Source organism: Fructilactobacillus sp. X3R5C2, from assembly GCF_059901175.1.
Window position 1 is genome coordinate 209,153 of the sequence record NZ_JBWXVC010000002.1, and the last position, 18,616, is coordinate 227,768.

Genomic DNA, 18,616 nt, shown 5'->3' on the forward strand with positions numbered 1-18,616 from the left:
CCTATTTACGGATTTTCTTCATACTTGTTTCTAATCGATTGAGGAGAATCTTTAAAAGATTCTTTTCTTCATCAGTCCACTGATTAAAAATTTGTGTGGAAAGATCTTCGTAGTCATTACTAATTTGATGACATGCCTTCTTACCCTTATCAGTAATACTGTATATTAACTGGCGTTTATCCTGCCCAATGGCTTTCTTTTGAATCATTTCTTTTACAACTAATCGTTTCAATTGTCGCGATAAAGTTGATGTATCTAATTTCATTGACTTAGAAAGCGATTCTTGGGTCGTATAGCCATCATCAATGGCAATTAACAATTGCCATTCTGAAATAGTAAGATTTGATTTTTTGGTAAGAGCTTGGAGCTGTTGTTGATGCATTTTCCCAACAACTCTAAGAGCAGTTAAACTATTTTTCATTGATATTCCTCCGTAAAATATTATACCATTAATTGCCTAATACAAGATTACGGATTTAATATTTATGTGCTACCACTCAACAATATAAGTTATACTGGACAATGAAGCAAAAAGGAGTGTTATATATGTCATTTGACGGATCATTTACACATGCAATGAGTCATGAATTAAATAACAAATTACTAAACGGACGTGTTTCAAAAATAAACGAGCCCTACCCTAATGAAATTATTTTAACTATTCGTTCTAATCATAATAATTATCAGTTATTATTATCAGCGAATCCCTCATACGCTCGAGTACAAATTACAAACGTCCCTTTTACAAATCCGAAAGTTCCAACTAACTTTGCAATGACGTTAAGAAAACATTTAAGTGGAAGTTTTATTAGCAAAATTCATCAAGTAAACAATGATCGGATTATTCACATTCATTTTAATACAAGGAATGAATTAGGTGATATTGAGGAATTAGTCCTTGTCATTGAAGTAATGGCACGTCATAGTAACATCATTTTAGTTCAAGCTAAAGATTCATCAATAATTGATTCAGTTAGAAGAATTTCATCTGCTCAAAATCGATACCGAACCATTCTTCCAGGATCTAAATATATTCAACCCCCAAAACAAGATCTGATTGATCCATTTCAAGTTAACGAAAAAGAATTTACACAAATTGAAAAAATCAATCGTGAGTTTCCAAATGTAGATGTATTTGCTACTCAATTACGTAAATATCTTCAAGGACTTGGGACTGATACGTCCTATGCGCTCGCAAGTGCCCTTCATGTATCTGGATCAACTTTAAAACAAAAATATTGGAAATTTTTTAATCATTTCGAAAATCCAGAACCTATTATTGGAGATGATATGAAGGGAAAATTACAATTTTCAGCATTTCAGTATAACGGCATTCAGCCGGATAAAAGATTTAAAACTTTAAGCGAAATGTTAGATGAATATTACCAAACTAAGGTTCAACGTGAGCGAGTTCGAGAACAAGGGTCACAATTAATTCGAATCACCAAAAATGAATTAAAAAAGAATCGGAAAAAGCTTAAAAAATTACAAAAGACCTTAGAAGAATCTGAGCATGCAGATGACCTACGGGTTAAAGGTGAGATTTTAATGACTTATTTAAATCAAGTTAAAGTTGGATCTAAAGAGATTAAACTACCCAATTTTTACAATAATAATAAGGAGATCATTATCTCACTAGATCCTTCCCTTTCAGCTTCTGAAAATGCTCAAAAATACTTTAAAAAATACGATAAAAAGCGAAATGCAAAGGAATATGTAGTTAAGCAAATCCAGGAATGTCAGGATGAAATTGATTATTTTGAGAGTATTGAATCCCAAATTGAAATCGCGGATCCACGTGATTTAGATGACATTAAGACAGAATTAAAAAATGGTGGATACATTAGGAAGCCAAAAAAAGGTAACAGTAAACATCATAAAACTAAAGTTAGCAAACCTGAAAAGTTTGTCTCAGATGATGGTGAGATAATTTTGGTTGGTAAAAATAATTTACAAAATGATCAACTTACCCTTCGGACAGCAGATAAACGTGATACTTGGCTTCATGTCCAAAATATCCACGGATCTCATGTAATAATTAGATCTTTCAATCCAACTGAACAGACAATTCTTCAAGCTGCTGAACTGGCTGCTTATTTTTCCAAAGCACGAGCATCTGCTAACGTGCCAGTTGATTACGTTAAAGTAAAAGCTGTAAAAAAGCCCAATGGAGGGAAACCCGGTTTTGTTACCTATCGGGGGCAAAATACGATTTACGTAACGCCAACGGAAGCAATTGTTAAACATTTAAGAGAGAATAGTAAAAAACAAGATACTAATTAGTATCTTGTTTTTTTACTTCAATAACTTGTTGGTTGCTTCGTTAATAGTATGACCTATTGATAATTTAGCCCCTGACTCGAGTGATCGGTCTTTTTGATAATCGTACACTCCAAGTTGCTTAAATGGGAAAGAAGCCTGCATCACCGTAAAGTGTGTTGAAGAATCAATTTTGGGAACGGTATTTACAATTTTATCAATATTTAAATGTCCGGTTGCCATCCTGACCAGCACCCCAATCCAGTTAATTCCAGTGGACATATTTAAAAGAACGGTCTCGGTAATTCGAAGTGGTCTCACACCAGTAATTTTAATCTTGTCTTGATCCCTGTAAAAAAGAACCTGAACTAGTCCATGAAGACTTTGATTTTTCACCGCTACCTTAGCTCGTTCAACTAGCCCTTCCACATTCAAAACATCTTTACCATAAGGAACATAATAATCTGTTTGAAGACTGATATCGTCATCGTTTCCATCACCGGATTTAAACCCCACGGTTGAAATTGGAACTATTTTGTTCTCCGTTACTAATAAATCAAACGCAAAATCAACATGAGATCCATACCAAACTGCATCTTTTTGATTTGGTGGTAAAACCACCAACTTGAAATCATGATACTTGCTAAGTTCACGAATTAGGAAGTGACGATTACCCGGCAGAAAGACGTATTGGGGTTTCTCAGTTTGAATGACGTCTAAAATTTCTCCCAGTTGAATTGGTTCAATGTACTGCTTGTCACTCATCATTGGCGCTAAGGAAGCAGAATTAGGATTATTATTTAAAATTACAGTGTCAAATCCAATCTTTTTAAGTTGAATTAATATTTCACTAGTATAGAAATCAGAAGCAATATTGGGGCCAATTTTATTTCTACCCTTTCCAATTACTAGTGCGGTGTTATTCCCGATTTGATTAGATTCGTTGTCAATTTCATAACTAGCATAAAAGGAATTAATTTTTTCGGGAAATTCTCCAGCCGTTGGTTCGATCATTTTATAGGTTTTATAAGAATCCTTTTGACGAAGTTGATTGATATCTGTATGCCAAATGGATGACAACATTCCATCACCAAATCCCATTTCATGAGCTAACCTGAAAGCTTTAGCGTCATTTTGGTGTTTAAAAATATACGATCGACTCTTATCAATATTTGCCATGATCACAAAGAAAAATTGATCAATTTTGGTCAATTCTTGTAAATCTTCAATACTATAATGACGTGAGAGGGCTTCAAATAGAATTGGGAGTTGGATATCGGTTGGGTGAATTAATTGTGAAATTAGTTCATCTTCGGAAAGTTCAGAATAACTTGGCAAAACATCTTTTGGACTCGATTGCGAACTTCTAATGGCCTTTAACAAAGCGGCTTCGCAACTACGACCTACCCCAATTACTGATCCAATGGATTTGGTTTTAGTTCCAAGCCGTGAATCAGCATCAGGTAATTGCTCAAACGGCCAGATGGGGATTTTTACCGTGATATGATCACTGATTGGTTGAAGCACCGTCGTAAATTTATGAAAACGTGCTGGTAACTTAATTTTAGTAATTGGATAATTTAATAATAATTGTGAGGTAACTAAGGCAATTGGATATCCCGTTGATCTCGCTGCTAAGGTAGTACTCATGTTAAAACTAGGATTTACCTTTAGAACAAAACAATCATTTGTTTCAGTATTCAGAGCAAATTGTACATGACAAACGCCCTTGATTCCCAAAACGTCCATGACCTGAAATGAAATTGATCGCATCATTTGAATCTGGGTATCACTTAAAGTTTGTGCCGGGGTATAAACGACCGAATCATTTGAGTTCACTCCGACTGGATTCATATCTTCTAAAGAAGATACCATCAATTTTGTCCCCATTGTATCACGCAGTGAAACCGTTCCAACTTCTTTGTAGCCGACAATTTCCCGTTCAATTAGGCATTTACTAGACTTTGACTCCTCAAAGATGGTATCAGCATCGTTAGTTATTTGTTCCATGTTTTGAAAAATCAACCGTTGTTGTCGAACTTTAGGATCTAACGGTCTAACAGAAATTGGAAATGAAATTTTATCAATTACATTCCTTAAATCATCAAAATTATCAACAATATAATAATCAGGGGTGGGAATCCCATATTCTTTTAATCTTTGATTCAATCGATTTTCATTGTTAAACAGATCAATATTATCATCATTTAAACCAATAATTTTTACATTATTTTCTTTTAATATTCCATTTTTATTTAAGCGTTGAATAACCTTTAGTGCATTAACTCCGCCGAAAACTGAGGTAACTGCATCAATGTTCTCTGTTTCAATAACATGTTTAGCATTTTCAGTATTAACAGGTTTAATGGAAATATTATCAGGATTCATTTCCTGTAATATTACTGAGTATGGATTATTATCCAAAAGAAAAGTAGTAATCCCAAGTTTCTTCCAAACCTTTAGTGCTTGAAATGCAGCGGAATCAAGCTCACATTCTTGACCAATTCCAGACGGTCCTGCTCCGATTATTAGTATTTTTTTGATATCGTCTTTCATTAGGCTATCTCCCATGAGCTGTGATACTTTCTAGAAATTCATCAAATAAGTCAATACTGTCAGTTGGACCACTAGACCCATCCGGAGAAAATTGAACTGAGAAACTTGGATAGTCACGGTGCCTAATTCCCTGAACTGTTCCATTGATTAAGTCTATGTATGTCACAATTAGTTTTGATGTGTCGATAGAATTTGGATCTACGGCATAATCCTGAGCTTGATTAGCATAAATAATTTGATTAGTAATAATTTTTTGAATGGGATGATTGCTTCCATGGTGTCCAAGTCTCATTCGATAAACACTGGCTCCATTAGCCATAGCTAACAATTCATGCCCTAATCCCATACCAAAAACTGGAAGTGCCTGTTCTAATTTAGCAATCGTCTTTAAAACACTTTCATCAATTTCGTGCGGAGATCCAGGACCTGTTGATAAAATAATTCCTTCTGGGTCAAGATCAATGATTTCTTGGTATGAAGTGTCAAAGGGAAGCACAATTACATTGCAATTCCTTTGAGATAATTGACGAATAATCCCTTCTTTTAAGCCAAAATCAAGTACCGCAACGGTTTTGCCGTTCCCAGGGACCAAATAAGGTTTGGGTGTGGCAACCTGTTGAATCTGCTGATTACTTAAAACGGCTGCATTTAACTGATCAAATGCATGTTCATCATTAACATCAACGAGACTCGCTTTTGAAATATCATGTGCCATAATGTATTTCAAAAGATAACGAGTATCAATTGCAGTTATCCCCGGAATATTACGTTGCTTAAGAAATGTATCTAAAGATATATTTTTTAAGTAACTAGTTGAAATATCCTCACTATGATGAACAACCACACCCTTAGCTGATGTCAAAATAGACTCATAGTTTTTTCGATTGATTCCGATATTTCCAACTGAAGGCTGTGTGAATGCCACGATTTGATTGTGATAAATTGGATCTGTGATTGATTCCTGGTAGCCATTAAGATTCGTATTCATAACAATCTCGCCCGTTACGGTTGATTCAGCCCCCATCGATTTTCCCACAAATGAAGTGCCATCATTTAGGATTAAATATCTTTTAGTCATAATGAAGGTCCCTTACTTGTTAGAAACGATTTCGACAGAATCACGATCATCAATTTCTGAAACCAAGACATTAACTTTTTCGTCCTTTGAACTAGGAATATTTTTCCCAACAAAATCAGCCCGAATTGGTAGTTCACGATGACCACGATCAACTAATACAGCTAAACCAATTCTCTTCGGTCTTCCCATTTCATTGATTGCTCCTAATGCTGCCCGGACAGTCCGACCAGTGTATAACACATCATCAACTAGGATTACATTTTTATTATTAATGTCTACCCCATCATTATTAGTTGGATTAGGCTTTGTTTTTCGGTTCTTTAAGTCATCACGATATTTGGTTACATCTAGTTCCACAACCGGAATTTTAGCATTTTCAAGTTTTTCCAAGCGTTTAGCAATTCTTCTTGCCAAATAAACTCCCCGAGTCTTAATACCAACTAAAACTAAGTCGTTGATACCTTTATTTTTCTCAATAATTTCATAAGTGATTCGTGTCAAAGCACGTTGCATGGCCATGCCATCAACTACAACTTTCTCTTTTGCCATAAATGTCACTCCTTAACTGATATCAGAATACTGTTTTCTTAATTGATCGATTGTTTTTTGAAAAATTGGTGGTGCTGGAACTTTAAAATTGAGTTCTTCATGTGTAACTGGATGTTTAAATCCCAGTTCAGCAGCATGTAAAAACTGTCCTTTCCCTTTAATAGTATTTTTAGGTCCATAAAGTGGATCGCCAACGAGTGGATGACCAATATACTTCATATGGACTCTAATTTGATGAGTTCTTCCGGTTTCTAACTGACATTCCACTAAAGTATATTTCCCACCAAACCGTTCAAGAACGTGGAAATGAGTGATGGCATTCCTTCCGCCAGGAATTACTGCCTGTTTCTTGCGGTCTTTAAAAGATCTACCAATCGGAGCATCAATGGTACCGCGTTCTTCATTAATATTACCATGAACCAACGCTAAATACTTTCTGCGATTAGTTTTCTCCCTTAGTTGTTTGGACAATGATCTATGAGCAATATCGGTCTTAGCTACCATCAACAATCCAGAAGTATCCTTATCGATGCGATGAACAATTCCTGGTCTGACTGTTCCATTAATAGAAGATAATTTTGTATGATATAACAGCGCGTTAACTAACGTATGATCAGGATGACCGGGAGCTGGATGGACTACCATACCTTGTGGTTTGTTGACCACAATTACCTGATCATCTTCATAAATAATATCCAGCTTAATGTTTTCTGGTACTAAATTCATTTGTTTAGGTTCAGGGATAGAAATTTGAATGAGGTCATTATTTTGGGATTTGTATTTTGGCTTTTTAGTATCACCATTAACTAAAATTAAATGATCCTTGATCAATTCATTTGCACGACTACGACTTAAATCTTCATAGTGATCCGAAACCAATTTATCAAGTCGCTCGTTTTCATTGTCAGCTCTAAATTCTCTATTTTGCATTTTTCTCACTCTCAGGCTTTGCTAATAAAATAACTAAGAACAGGACAATCACACCAATCGTTACACACGAATCAGCTACGTTAAAAATTGGAAAGTTTATAAAATCTAATTGAATCATATCGGTAACTGCTCCTAAAAACAGCCGATCTAACAAATTACCAATCGTTCCAACCAACATCAACGTTAAACCAAACAAGTATCCGATATGATATCTTTCGATGTAAATAAATATCATAAAAACCAAAACAGCTCCAGTGGCGATGAATTCAAAAATGAAAGATTTCCCAGCAAGAAAACTCCAAGCAGCACCTGTGTTATTAATATTAGTCAATGATATAACTCCAGGAACGAATGGAATTTCTTTTCCAAGTGGAATGTTAATCCGAATCCACCATTTCGAAATTTGATCAAAAATCAGGAGAATAAAAAACATTAGTGCAAAACATATCCATGCCAAGATTTGTTTTTTAGAATAATCCGGTGATTTTTTCATTTTTATCAATATCCATTTCTGCTGCAGCTGGATGCTTAGGCAATCCCGGCATAGTGATTACTTTTCCAGCCATCGCCACAATGTATCCTGCTCCTAATTTCGGTAATAATTCAGTAATATGCAAAGTGAACCCACTTGGATCACCTAATTTTTTGGGGTCATCTGATAAAGAATATTGAGTTTTAGAAATACAGATTGGTAGTTTATCCCATCCATTTCTTTCAATGTCCTTTAATTGTTTCATGGCTTTCCCAGAAAGTATGACGTCCTTTGCTCCATAAATCTTTTTAGCGACTTTATTAATTTTATCAATCAAGGAATCCTCGTCATTGTAAACTCGATTAATGGATGCATTATTATCAACAAGTTTGATTAATTTTCGAGCAAGGTCAATTGAACCCTTACCACCCTCAAGAAATGACTTACTAATACCAAATTCAACATCTTGTTTCTTTAAATGATCACTTAACCACTTAATTTCTTCAGGGGAATCATCAGTAAACTGATTAATGGCGACGATAATTGGTTTGTTAAAGGATTTCATTGCCTTAATATGATGATCAAGATTTTTTACTCCAGATTTTAATGCTTTAACGTTTGGTATAGCTAAGTTTTCTTTACTAATCCCACCGTTAAATTTTAGAGCACGAATTGATGCAACCATAACGACTGCACTCGGATCTGCATTTAAGTGTGGTGATACCAAATCCATGAATTTCTCACCACCTAGATCAGAACCAAATCCTGCTTCAGTTAACGTATAATCAGCAACTTTAAGAGCCACATTAGTAGCTTGAACACTGTTACACCCCATAGCTAAATTAGCAAACGGCCCCCCATGAACAAACGCTGGGGTATGTTCTAATGTCTGAACTAGATTAGGATTAATCGCATCTTTTAAAATAATTGTTAAAGCACTTTCAACCCCCAGATTTGAAACAAAAACTGGTTCATTATCATAAGTGTATCCAATTAAAATATTCTTAATACGTTCTTTTAAATCATTTAAATCAGTTGATAGACACAAAATGGCCATTAATTCACTTGCAGCTGTGATTTCGAAATGCTCTTCTCTAGGAACGCCGGACTTAGATCCACCTAGTCCAATCACCATATTTCTTAGTTCACGATCGTTAACATCCATCGCTCGGTGCCACTGAATTTTACGTGGATCTAAATGTAAAGGATTTCCCTGTTGAATCGAATTGTCGATCAGTGCTGCTAAAGTATTATTAGCCGAAGTTAAAGCATGAATATCTCCCGTAAAATTAAGATTAATGTTCACCATTGGTTCAACTTGAGCAAATCCGCCTCCGGCTGCTCCACCTTTCATTCCCATCACAGGACCCATAGAAGGTTCCCGCAAAGCAATGGCAACTTTTTTATTTAGTTGATTTAACGCATCGCCAAGACCAATTAATACAGTGGATTTCCCTTCTCCAGCCGGAGTGGGATTAATAGCAGTTACTAAAATCAGTTTCTTTTTAGTATGTCGATCACGAGTATTACCTGATATTTTTGCCATGTACTTTCCATATGGATCAACTTCGTTTTTGGGAATCGAAAGTTTACTTGCGATATCTTGAATCGGATCCAATTGACTTTCCTGTGATATTTCAATGTCAGTTTTCATTCATACACCCTCTATTTTTTTACTTCAGTGCTAAAAGCTTCTTTTAATTCGATGATAGAATTGTTGGGAAGTATAAAATTATAGTTTTTATTCTTATAGTTGAAAGATAATTGAAATTTTTTGGAATGAATATCAATAATGTCCTTAATATTCATTTGAATCCCCTTGGGATGAAACACGCTCCGCACTGTTAATGTCTTATTTGATAAGATTAACTTTCTAAAATGAATTTGAATCCATGATAGTAGGATAAAAACAATAAAAAAACCTAATGTAATTTCTTGAAAGTGAGTTATTTCTAACCAAATGATCACCCCAATTAGCAAAATAATAAACGTCCAACTCCAGCAGATAATACTAGTAGTGATATTTGGTTGATACAAAAATTTTCTCTTTTGAGTTATCATAGTCTAAACCTCTTTATTAAACGAATGGAGTAATTTATTAATGTATAAATTATATTCTGATGCAGCTATTAAACCTAAAAGTAATCAATGTGGAATTGGAATTTTAATTCTTCATCAGAAACAACAAATTCAAATTAAAAAGCAATGTAAAGCAAAGAATAATCATATTGGTGAATTCAAAGCATGCCTCACTGCCCTAAGAGAGCTTTGTGATCATTTAAATAGTATTAACAAGCATCCAAGTGATATTACTGTCCTGTACTACACTGACAGTTCCATTTTAAGCGACAGTCTTAATAAACAATACGCTAAACATTATCAAAAATACGTTGATGAAATCATTAAATTACAAAATCATTTCGCAATGGTGTTAACTAAATGGATTCCAGACACTCAAAATCTAGGTGCTCACGAATTAGCTTTTCAAGCTCTTCATTCTAATTAATTAACGTAGTTAGAGGTTGGTTTTTCGTACATATCCCAGTCTTTAGTAGTGCCAAAAACGATATAATCCGATAATAATTTTCCAATCATTGGTCCAGTAGTTAGACCCGACGATCCAAGACCACTACCGATCAACAATTTTTTGTAATTGGGGACTGAACCAAAGAAGGGAGCAAAGTCATCTGTATAAGCTCTCGTTCCCACTCTACTACCAATAATATCAGAATAATCCAAGGTAGGAATTAATTTTTTGGCTGAATTAAGTAATTCATCATTAACCTTTGGTTCCTCTTTTAAATCAAAGCCCTTTTCATCGTCGTGAGTAGCTCCAATAATCAATTTTCCGTGTCCAAGCGGAATAAAGTCATATTCTCCTTCTGGCATCATCACCGGCATGTTCTCATGGGCTGGAATATCAGATACTTTTAATTCTACCAGTTGTCCCTTTTGAGGTCTGACTTTTACTTTAATGTTAAGAGGAGCAAGTGTTTCTTTTACCCAAGCACCGGTAGCTATGACAATTTGATCGAAACTTAATAGTTGATCTTTAAAACTAATGGTATGGTCACTAGTAAGTATCACTCTGCCCTTATAAAGAGTCAAATTTCGTTTTTGGGCGATTGCAACTAAATACTTGCAGAAGAGATTCCCATTAATCCGACTTCCTCCGGAAACAAAAATTCCTGGGTGAGTAATCGTAAGAATGGGAATTTTATTTTGCACTTCTTTTTTGTCTAACCTCATTATGTTTCCCATCTCAGGAGTTGTTTGAACCCTTCTTTTAGCTAAAGCATAGAGGTCATCTAAATCGTTATTATCTTGTCTTGTAATGATGGTCCCACTACTATTAAAAGTTGCTGAATTCATTTGAGTTTGATCAGCAATTTTAGGAATCAACTTAGCTCCAGCCTTTGCTAAGTTATACCATTGTTTATTTCTACGTTTCGACAACCATGGTGATATGATTCCTGAAGCTGCTTTGGTTGCTTGCCCATAACTATCGTCAAACATCGTTACCTCTCGTTCATCAGCATTTGGAAGTTGACTTAGGTAATATGCAATGGTGGAACCAACTATTCCACCACCAATAATCGCAATTTTTCTTTTCAATTACTTGTCCTTCTTGTTAAAAGTTTGCTCAGCCCAGTATTGGAAATAATCCGTTCTGATTCGTCCATTGTACAATTTACGTCGTTTAGTGGCTTTTTTGCCATATTCTTTTTCAAAATTTAAATCACTGGTTAAGTAATACTTAGACCAAGTTTTCATAGGAATAAACACCTTTCCCATGTCATGATAAAGCTGAGCTGTTTCTTTAGTATTACCCATTCTTTGACCATATGGCGGATTAGTAACTAAAACCCCATCTTGTTTATCGGTATGAAAGTCTTGGACGGCCACTTGTTTAAACTGAATGTCATGAAGTAAACCAGCTTCCTCAGCGTTCACTTTGGCATAATTAATCATTTGTTCATTAACATCAGAGGCCATGATATCAAACTCAGTGTCATAATCAGCTTTTGAATCTGCATCGGCACGCACTTTCTTTACAAGTTCTGGATCCACCCAATCCCAGTGTTCAAATACGAACTCACGATTATAACCTGGTGCAATATTTCTAGCAATTAAAGCCGCTTCAATTGGGATGGTCCCCGACCCACACATTGGATCCAGAAATGGCATTTGTTTGGGATGCCAATTTGTTAAAAGAATTAGAGCTGCGGCCATATTTTCTTTTAATGGGGCTTCACCCTTTGCAACTCGGTATCCACGTTTAAACAAACTAGAGCCAGTAGTGTCTAGTGTATCCATAACTTCGTCTTTATTAACCCGAACTTCAAGTGGATATAGTGCCCCTGATTCAGGTAATCTGGTGCGGCGATGATAAAATTTACTTATCTTTTCAACGATTGCTTTTTTAGTAATGGCTTGAATGTCCGGAACACTATGAAGAACTGATTTTTGTGAACGTCCCTCGACTGGAAACTTTCCATCCATCGGGATCAGGTCTTCCCAATCCAACCTCTTAGTATTCTCAAACAACTCGTCGAAAGTTGTCGCTTTAAAACGACCCACAATAATTTTAATTCGGTCTGCAGTTCTTAACCATAAATTAGCCTTAATAATGTCAGTAATCGTTCCAGTAAAAAGAACCATTCCGTTCTTAACTTCTGGATCGTATCCCAATTCCCGCAACTCATCTCTTACTAAGCCTTCTAAACCAGCAGAACAAGTTGCCATTAAATTAAATTTTTTCATTTTATTCATTCCCTTTTATATAAAAAAAGAGTGGGAAGATCCCACTCAACCTGAAAAATGGTGCAGGCCCCTATAAGCCATGTTTTGTGCTTAACCACAATTTCAGGAAAAAGTGGTTAAGTAGTAATCATCTATCTCAAGAACAAATTGTTCTTCCCCCACACTTGGTTCAATTTCCGTGTGTGAAGCTCCCCTACCAAAGTTTGGGTTTCCCGCTCGCGGGGTTTACTGCGTTCCAATAATTTGATTTCTCAAATTAGTCGTTTCTGTGGCACTTTATGAAATACTAGAGCATAGCAATTGCCTTAGTTCTTTCTTTCGCCGTAATCAAATCAATGATCCCTCGGCTTATTTTTTCACCGAGCACGAACACTACAAGCATCTCAGCTTGTGCGAGAGTGGACTTTCCTCAGCCAACAATTGTTGACCGCGATTACTCAGGACCTGCACCAAGTCTTTAAAACCTATTAGATTTATCTGAATCCTCGCCATATACACGACGCTCTAAGCTGGATAACCGTTTTAAGATATCCATGTCAGTAGGATTCTGACCTTGAGCCGGCTGACTTGAAGCAGTATTCTTTGATGCTTCCTCAGCAGGTTTAGTTGGCTCAGCAGTTGTTTCTTCTGGTGCCCGTTGAGGAGCACTTGAACGTTCGATAGGACGTTGAGTACTTTGTGTGCTCGATCCCATTGATACTTGACGAGATAATTCGTCAACTTTTAACTTTAGATCTTGATTTTCCTGATCTAACTGATCAATCTCACGTTGAAAAGTCTCATAGTCCTTAATGATACTATCCAAGAAAGTATCAACTTCAGCAGGATCGTAACCCCGCATTTTTTGCTTAAATTCCTTTTGTAGAATTTGTTTTGGAGTAAAATTAATATTTTCCATTAATGCACACCTCACCAATCATTTCCGCATAGTTCTATTCTATCAGAAATAAAACTAAAAGTCATCATTTAACTGTCTTTGATAATCATCAGCAAGATCTTGTAACTGATCAAAATCGATCAATTGCATCGGATATGCATGATTTTTTTGAAACTGGTGAATAGCTTGATAGTCATACTTAGTTTTACCTTCATTTTCTGGATCATACACTAATAATGACTGGTCTGTATGCGTGAGCATAAATCGTTGATAATTTTTTAGTTGTTTAGGTGAATCATACGGATGATCACTTACTGAATTTGAAAAATCAGCTTTAGAAACTGCTTGATTTAATTTTGCTTGATTATCTTCATTCCAGTTTGACCCAAATTTTTTAAATGGTAACATTACTGCTAATTGAAATTCATGTGGATACTTTTTTTGAAGTTTCTTAGAAACATCGGCTGTCCATTGTTCAATCCCGAGCTGTCCGCCGGTGATAATCCAGTCACATCCATTTTCAATTAACTGTGAAAGTTGATCAAACAAAGCTTGCTTAATAATTTTTAACTTAGGATCATCATTTTGAAAGATTCCTAATTCATAACTCCGGTACCCTGATACCCAAACGCGGCTCATTTCTATCCACCTTTCAATAATTATTTCTCCAAGTTACCTACAATTGCTATAATATACTACGTATATGATAACATGATCATTTTTAATAAATGAATTGAGGTTATACAATGAATTTCCATTATCCTAACGGTAATTCCTATCGAAGTACCAGTAAATCAAGTAAACTTATCATTAAAAAAAATAAATCTACCATTAAGTACGGTGATCGGGGGATGTCCCTTGAAGCTGAATTAAATGAAAGCAACAAATATTATTTGGAAAGGGATATTGCAGTGGTTCATAAAAAACCTACTCCAGTTCAAATTGTAAATGTTGATTACCCCAAACGTAGTGCAGCCGTTATTAAGGAAGCATATTTCCAGCATGCTTCTACAACTGACTATAATGGTATTTATCGGGGCAAATATATTGATTTCGATGCTAAAGAAACTACTAGTACCACTTCTTTTCCTCTTAGTAACTTTCATAAACATCAAATTGAACACATGAAAAAATGCACCAAATTAGGTGGGATCACCTTTGCAATGATAAAATTTGTTAAAAGTAATGAACTTTTTGTGCTTGAAGGACCGAATCTATTCTATTATTGGGACCGACAAAATCAGGGCGGAAGAAAGTCAATTTCAAAAATAGAGCTTCAGGAGAATGCGTACCAAATTAAGTACCATCTTCAACCCTTGATTCCATACCTCAGAGCGGTTGATCAAATTATCGATAATAAGAACAATATGTAAAGGAGAAGTCTAATGGCTGATTCAGATGAAAATATTTCTAGGGTACAAAGGTTTAAGCATCATCAGCGACCAAGAAGGAAAAAGATGAAACTTTGGAAAAAAATCATTTTATGGATTTTAGCAGTAATCGTTGCCATATTTATTTGTGGAGCAGGGCTTTTTACTTACTATGCAGCTAGTGCTCCAAAGATATCTTATAATACCCTCTCTAGTGATAATTCAACGACGATATATGATTCAAGTGGTAAGATAATTTCACGTTTAGGTGCCCAAAATCGGGACTACGTGAAACAAGATCAGATTCCTGATAACCTAAAAAATGCGATTATTTCAATTGAAGATCGTCATTTTTATAAGGATCATGGGGTTGATCCTGCCAGAATTGTTGAAGCAGCCTTTTCAAATCTTCGTGGCCAAGGTGGTTTACAAGGTGGCAGTACCCTTACCCAACAATTAGTCAAATTATCAGTCTTTTCGACTAAGGCCTCGGACCAAACGCTAAAACGCAAGGCTCAAGAAGCCTGGTTAGCGGTCAAAGTCGACCATGATTATAGTAAACAACAAATTTTAGAGTTTTATATCAACAAGGTTTACATGGGTAATAATGCTTACGGAATGCAAACTGCTTCCGATTATTATTTCAATAAACCATTAAAGAAGATTAACCTCCCACAAACGGCTTTTTTGGCTGGTTTACCTCAAGCTCCTGTTCAATATAATCCTTATACAAATCCTAAGTTAGCAACTGAACGAAGAAATCAAGTTCTAGAAGCAATGGCTAACAATAAAGTGATTTCTAAGGAGCAAGCTAGTGAAGCTGAAAAGACCAGTATTCAAGATGGTCTGGTTAAACAACACAATTCAAATTCGTCTCCATACGCAAAAAATGAGAAGTATGCCGATGCCTATATCCAACAAGTTGTTCAAGAACTAGACAAAAAGGGATACAAATTAAATGCTGGAAATAAGGTTTATACAAATTTGAATATGGACACTCAAAAACAAATGTATAAACTGGCCAACGATCCCAACTCACCCATTCAATTTCCTAACAATAACTTCCAAATTGGTGCCACGATGGTAAATTCCAATAACGGTAAAGTGGTTTCGATGCTTGGATCAAGAAAACAAAAAATTGCCTTTGGATTAAATCGTGCAATTCAAACCGATCGTTCAAGTGGATCAACTATGAAACCACTAATGGACTATGGACCAGCAATTGAATACTTAAAATGGCCAACTTATCAAGCCGTTCAAGACACGCCCTTCACGTATCCCGGAACAAATAAAGAACTTCAAGACTTTGACAATAAGCATGAAGGTACCATCACGATGCGAAAAGCACTTGTTGAATCACGTAATATTCCTGCAATCAGGACCCTTCAACAGGTTGGAATCCAACGATCACAAGACTTTTTGGCTGGATTAGGAATGACATTTAATAAACCACTTGAACTACAAAACGGAATTGGTGCCTATATCTCATCAGAGCAGGAAGCAGCTGCGTATGCTGCATTTGCAAATGGTGGGACGTATTACAAACCATATTTAATCAATAAAGTAGTTAATGTCAACGGAGCTGAAAAGCAATACAGTCCTAAGGGGCATCGAGCCATGTCACCAGATACTGCCTTTATGATAAATGACATGCTCAAAGGCGTCATGACTTCCCCTAATGGTTCTGGAACTGCTGCTAAGATCCCTGGACTTTATCAAGCCGGTAAAACTGGTACTACCCAATATCCAGACGATTGGATTAAGAAAGTGCCTGACCAATCATCAATGGATTCATGGTTTAGTGGGTACACGAAGAATTTCTCACTTTCTATTTGGACCGGATATGACCACCAGTTCAAACCTGGAAACTATATTTCCGAGCCACAAACACGAATTGCTCAAACCTACTACAAAGAAGTAATGTCACAGGCATCTGCTAATAAACCTAATATTGATTGGCAGAAGCCGGATAATGTGATTGAAACCAAACGAGATGGCGTAAACGAATACTATATCGAAGGCCACATGGGAACCGCGGTTTCAGCTAATAATGCTAGTCAATCTGGACAAGCATCCAAGAATCGTTCAGTTGTCTCAAATTCATCAAGTTCAAAAGAATCCAACAGTTCATCATCATCTGACGATAATTCTAGTTCAAGTCAGACGTCATCGGGGTCTAGTTCTAAGGTTGAAGAGCCTAACGATGATTCTGCAAATCAAAAGACCAGTAGTGTTATTGACAATGCTAAACAAAATATTGAAAGTCATGTCGATAATAACAATAATAGTCAGAGCGCCCCATCTCCTAATAATAGCCAAGCTTCAAGTACTTCTACTCCAAATCAATAAATTAAATATTCATTTAAGACCTATCCGTTTTTGTTGTTTGGGTCTTTTTTGTTTTTTGATTAAGTTAAAGTAACTTTTAACTTTTTATTTAAATTTTATCACCCTAGTCAAAAAAATGCGTAGATATTTTTTATCTACGCACTATTGATTAATTTTAAAAATCGGAATATTTTGTTTTGGTTTTCTTGGTTGATCACTGTTTAAATTTCTCTGTCGCTGTTCATTGGCTTCCTGAACTTGTGCAGCGGTTTTAATGTTGCGATGCTGCCAATTCAAAAGAATTCGATCCATATACTTCAAACTATAAACTTGACTTAGGACCGCCTCTTTAAGTGCTAACTCAATAATCTTTGGTGAGTAATGATCTTGTTCAAGCCATTGATTGATCGTTTCCAACTCAATTGAAGATAATGGTCGCCCAAATTCTTCTTGAATTTTTTTAAATAATCCTTTTCGTTCCTTAATATCATTACTTTGCTTGTTACGCTCTTTTTGAGCATGATTATTAGTGTTTACTAACGATGTAGAATCAAGCAACTTGTCCATTTTATGATTTAAAAGATCAAACTTATATTCGTCCTTCCCAGACTTCGTACTAGAAATGTTGATAATCTTTTTAGTAACTAATTGATGTAATAAATTATAAATATCGTCTTCTTTTAAACCAGTTGCTTTCGACAACTCAGTAGCACTTGGAAACAAATCCCCTTTAGAACGAGCTAGTACTAACTCCAAGAAGACCACTAATTCAGTTGGGCTCATCCCCAACTCAGAGAAATGCTGCAATAAAAAACCAGAAACGCTAATTGAACCACTTTCTAAATAGCGCTTTAAATTTTCACTCATTTTATTCCTCCTTCAATAATTCATCATTACAAATTCTTAATAGTTTGCACAATCTTGCCCGTCTTATAATTTACCGTGACGTAGTTCATTCGATTGTTCTGATTTAAATAGGAAACCACCCAGGCTGGCTGATCCTGATAAATCCCAAGCCCGGTGTTAATAATCTTAGAGGCTTTCCCAATTTTTTGAGCCGTCTTTTCTGCTTCCTGTTGTGTAATCCCACTCTTTTGGGTAACTACCTGCATACTTTTCCCGTTCTTAGGTAAGATGGCATACGCATACTGATTCTGTTTATTATAACCACCAACTGAATAGTATGTCTTATTTAAATTAGACGAGTAGAAATGATTAATATCATGAAATCCAGCACTATTTTCTGCTACCGTAGTGACATGAGAACGAGCTCGTAATTGGGGTGCTTTAGCAACATGAAAGAAAATAATAACACCCAGAATGATTAGAACGATCACCGCAACAGTTATCCATCGAATCCGATGAGTCCTTTTTCGTTTTAATTGTTCTCTGTACATGAAAATTCCTCTTTTATTTAGCTTTTACATGCATCA

Annotated in this window: 18 protein-coding genes and 1 other RNA gene; 4 read left to right on the forward strand and 15 right to left on the reverse strand. The window is 35.7% G+C overall.

What is annotated here, in order from left to right; all coding sequences use genetic code 11:
* Position 1: 1 nt before the first annotated feature.
* Positions 2 to 421, reverse strand: coding sequence for a MarR family winged helix-turn-helix transcriptional regulator (locus AC6UD4_RS03095; RefSeq protein WP_500693752.1), 420 nt, complete (start codon positions 419 to 421; stop codon positions 2 to 4).
* A 125-nt stretch (positions 422 to 546) separates the two neighbouring features.
* On the opposite strand from AC6UD4_RS03095, the gene AC6UD4_RS03100 reads away from it, so the two are divergent.
* On the forward strand, positions 547 to 2,283 hold the full coding sequence (locus AC6UD4_RS03100; protein ID WP_500693751.1) for an Rqc2 family fibronectin-binding protein: 1,737 nt from the start codon (positions 547 to 549) through the stop codon (positions 2,281 to 2,283).
* Positions 2,284 to 2,295: 12 nt separating this feature from the next.
* On the opposite strand, the gene AC6UD4_RS03105 is transcribed toward AC6UD4_RS03100, so the two are convergent.
* Genes AC6UD4_RS03105 through AC6UD4_RS03135 form a run of 7 tightly spaced genes read right to left on the reverse strand, consistent with a single transcriptional unit; the run spans position 2,296 to position 9,905 of the window.
* Complete coding sequence (locus AC6UD4_RS03105) at positions 2,296 to 4,815, reverse strand: carbamoyl phosphate synthase preATP-grasp domain-containing protein (protein WP_500693750.1); 2,520 nt, start codon at positions 4,813 to 4,815, stop codon at positions 2,296 to 2,298.
* A gap of 4 nt (positions 4,816 to 4,819) precedes the next feature.
* Positions 4,820 to 5,893, reverse strand: a complete 1,074-nt coding sequence (locus AC6UD4_RS03110) for a carbamoyl phosphate synthase small subunit (protein WP_500693749.1) — start codon at positions 5,891 to 5,893, stop codon at positions 4,820 to 4,822.
* A 12-nt stretch (positions 5,894 to 5,905) separates the two neighbouring features.
* Entirely contained in the window at positions 5,906 to 6,442 is a 537-nt protein-coding gene (gene pyrR, locus AC6UD4_RS03115) for a bifunctional pyr operon transcriptional regulator/uracil phosphoribosyltransferase PyrR (protein WP_500693748.1), read from the reverse strand.
* A 12-nt stretch (positions 6,443 to 6,454) separates the two neighbouring features.
* Entirely contained in the window at positions 6,455 to 7,372 is a 918-nt protein-coding gene (locus AC6UD4_RS03120) for an RluA family pseudouridine synthase (RefSeq protein ID WP_500693747.1), read from the reverse strand.
* Complete coding sequence (lspA, locus tag AC6UD4_RS03125) at positions 7,362 to 7,865, reverse strand: signal peptidase II (protein WP_500693746.1); 504 nt, start codon at positions 7,863 to 7,865, stop codon at positions 7,362 to 7,364. The genes AC6UD4_RS03120 and lspA overlap by 11 nt, the downstream gene beginning before the upstream one ends.
* Positions 7,840 to 9,498 carry a formate--tetrahydrofolate ligase gene (locus tag AC6UD4_RS03130; protein ID WP_500693745.1) on the reverse strand — a complete coding sequence of 553 codons (1,659 nt, stop codon included), beginning with the start codon at positions 9,496 to 9,498 and terminating at the stop codon, positions 7,840 to 7,842. The genes lspA and AC6UD4_RS03130 overlap by 26 nt, the downstream gene beginning before the upstream one ends.
* Before the next feature lie 11 nt (positions 9,499 to 9,509).
* Positions 9,510 to 9,905 (reverse strand): EbsA family protein, encoded by a 396-nt coding sequence (locus AC6UD4_RS03135; protein WP_500693744.1) that lies wholly within the window; start codon positions 9,903 to 9,905, stop codon positions 9,510 to 9,512.
* A gap of 40 nt (positions 9,906 to 9,945) precedes the next feature.
* Here AC6UD4_RS03135 and AC6UD4_RS03140 point away from each other — a divergent pair, with 40 nt between their 5' ends.
* On the forward strand, positions 9,946 to 10,350 hold the full coding sequence (locus AC6UD4_RS03140; protein ID WP_500693743.1) for a reverse transcriptase-like protein: 405 nt from the start codon (positions 9,946 to 9,948) through the stop codon (positions 10,348 to 10,350).
* Here AC6UD4_RS03140 and AC6UD4_RS03145 read toward each other — a convergent pair.
* The 5 genes from AC6UD4_RS03145 to AC6UD4_RS03165 all read right to left on the reverse strand — a co-directional run bounded on the left by AC6UD4_RS03145 (position 10,347) and on the right by AC6UD4_RS03165 (position 14,124).
* Complete coding sequence (locus AC6UD4_RS03145; RefSeq protein ID WP_500693742.1) at positions 10,347 to 11,459, reverse strand: NAD(P)/FAD-dependent oxidoreductase; 1,113 nt, start codon at positions 11,457 to 11,459, stop codon at positions 10,347 to 10,349. The two genes, AC6UD4_RS03140 and AC6UD4_RS03145, sit on opposite strands and share 4 nt — an antisense overlap.
* A complete protein-coding gene (locus AC6UD4_RS03150) occupies positions 11,460 to 12,608 on the reverse strand; it encodes a THUMP domain-containing class I SAM-dependent RNA methyltransferase (protein ID WP_500693741.1) in 1,149 nt (382 codons plus the stop codon). It lies immediately after the preceding gene.
* A 68-nt stretch (positions 12,609 to 12,676) separates the two neighbouring features.
* Positions 12,677 to 13,053, reverse strand: an RNA gene (gene rnpB, locus AC6UD4_RS03155) — RNase P RNA component class B.
* Positions 13,054 to 13,065: 12 nt separating this feature from the next.
* Positions 13,066 to 13,506 (reverse strand): cell division regulator GpsB, encoded by a 441-nt coding sequence (gene gpsB / locus AC6UD4_RS03160; RefSeq protein WP_500693740.1) that lies wholly within the window; start codon positions 13,504 to 13,506, stop codon positions 13,066 to 13,068.
* 54 nt (positions 13,507 to 13,560) lie between these two features.
* Complete coding sequence (locus AC6UD4_RS03165) at positions 13,561 to 14,124, reverse strand: SLOG family protein (RefSeq protein ID WP_500693739.1); 564 nt, start codon at positions 14,122 to 14,124, stop codon at positions 13,561 to 13,563.
* A 107-nt stretch (positions 14,125 to 14,231) separates the two neighbouring features.
* On the opposite strand from AC6UD4_RS03165, the gene recU reads away from it, so the two are divergent.
* Together recU and AC6UD4_RS03175 are read left to right on the forward strand one after the other, a co-directional pair.
* Positions 14,232 to 14,858, forward strand: coding sequence for a Holliday junction resolvase RecU (gene recU / locus AC6UD4_RS03170; protein WP_500693738.1), 627 nt, complete (start codon positions 14,232 to 14,234; stop codon positions 14,856 to 14,858).
* 12 nt (positions 14,859 to 14,870) lie between these two features.
* Positions 14,871 to 17,204 (forward strand): PBP1A family penicillin-binding protein, encoded by a 2,334-nt coding sequence (locus AC6UD4_RS03175; RefSeq protein WP_500693737.1) that lies wholly within the window; start codon positions 14,871 to 14,873, stop codon positions 17,202 to 17,204.
* A 141-nt stretch (positions 17,205 to 17,345) separates the two neighbouring features.
* Here the strand turns inward: AC6UD4_RS03175 and AC6UD4_RS03180 are convergent, their stop codons facing one another.
* A complete protein-coding gene (locus AC6UD4_RS03180) occupies positions 17,346 to 18,050 on the reverse strand; it encodes a DnaD domain-containing protein (protein WP_500693736.1) in 705 nt (234 codons plus the stop codon).
* 26 nt (positions 18,051 to 18,076) lie between these two features.
* Positions 18,077 to 18,580: a cell wall elongation regulator TseB-like domain-containing protein gene (locus tag AC6UD4_RS03185; protein WP_500693735.1), complete on the reverse strand. Its 504-nt coding sequence runs from the start codon at positions 18,578 to 18,580 to the stop codon at positions 18,077 to 18,079.
* Positions 18,581 to 18,616: the final 36 nt, after the last annotated feature.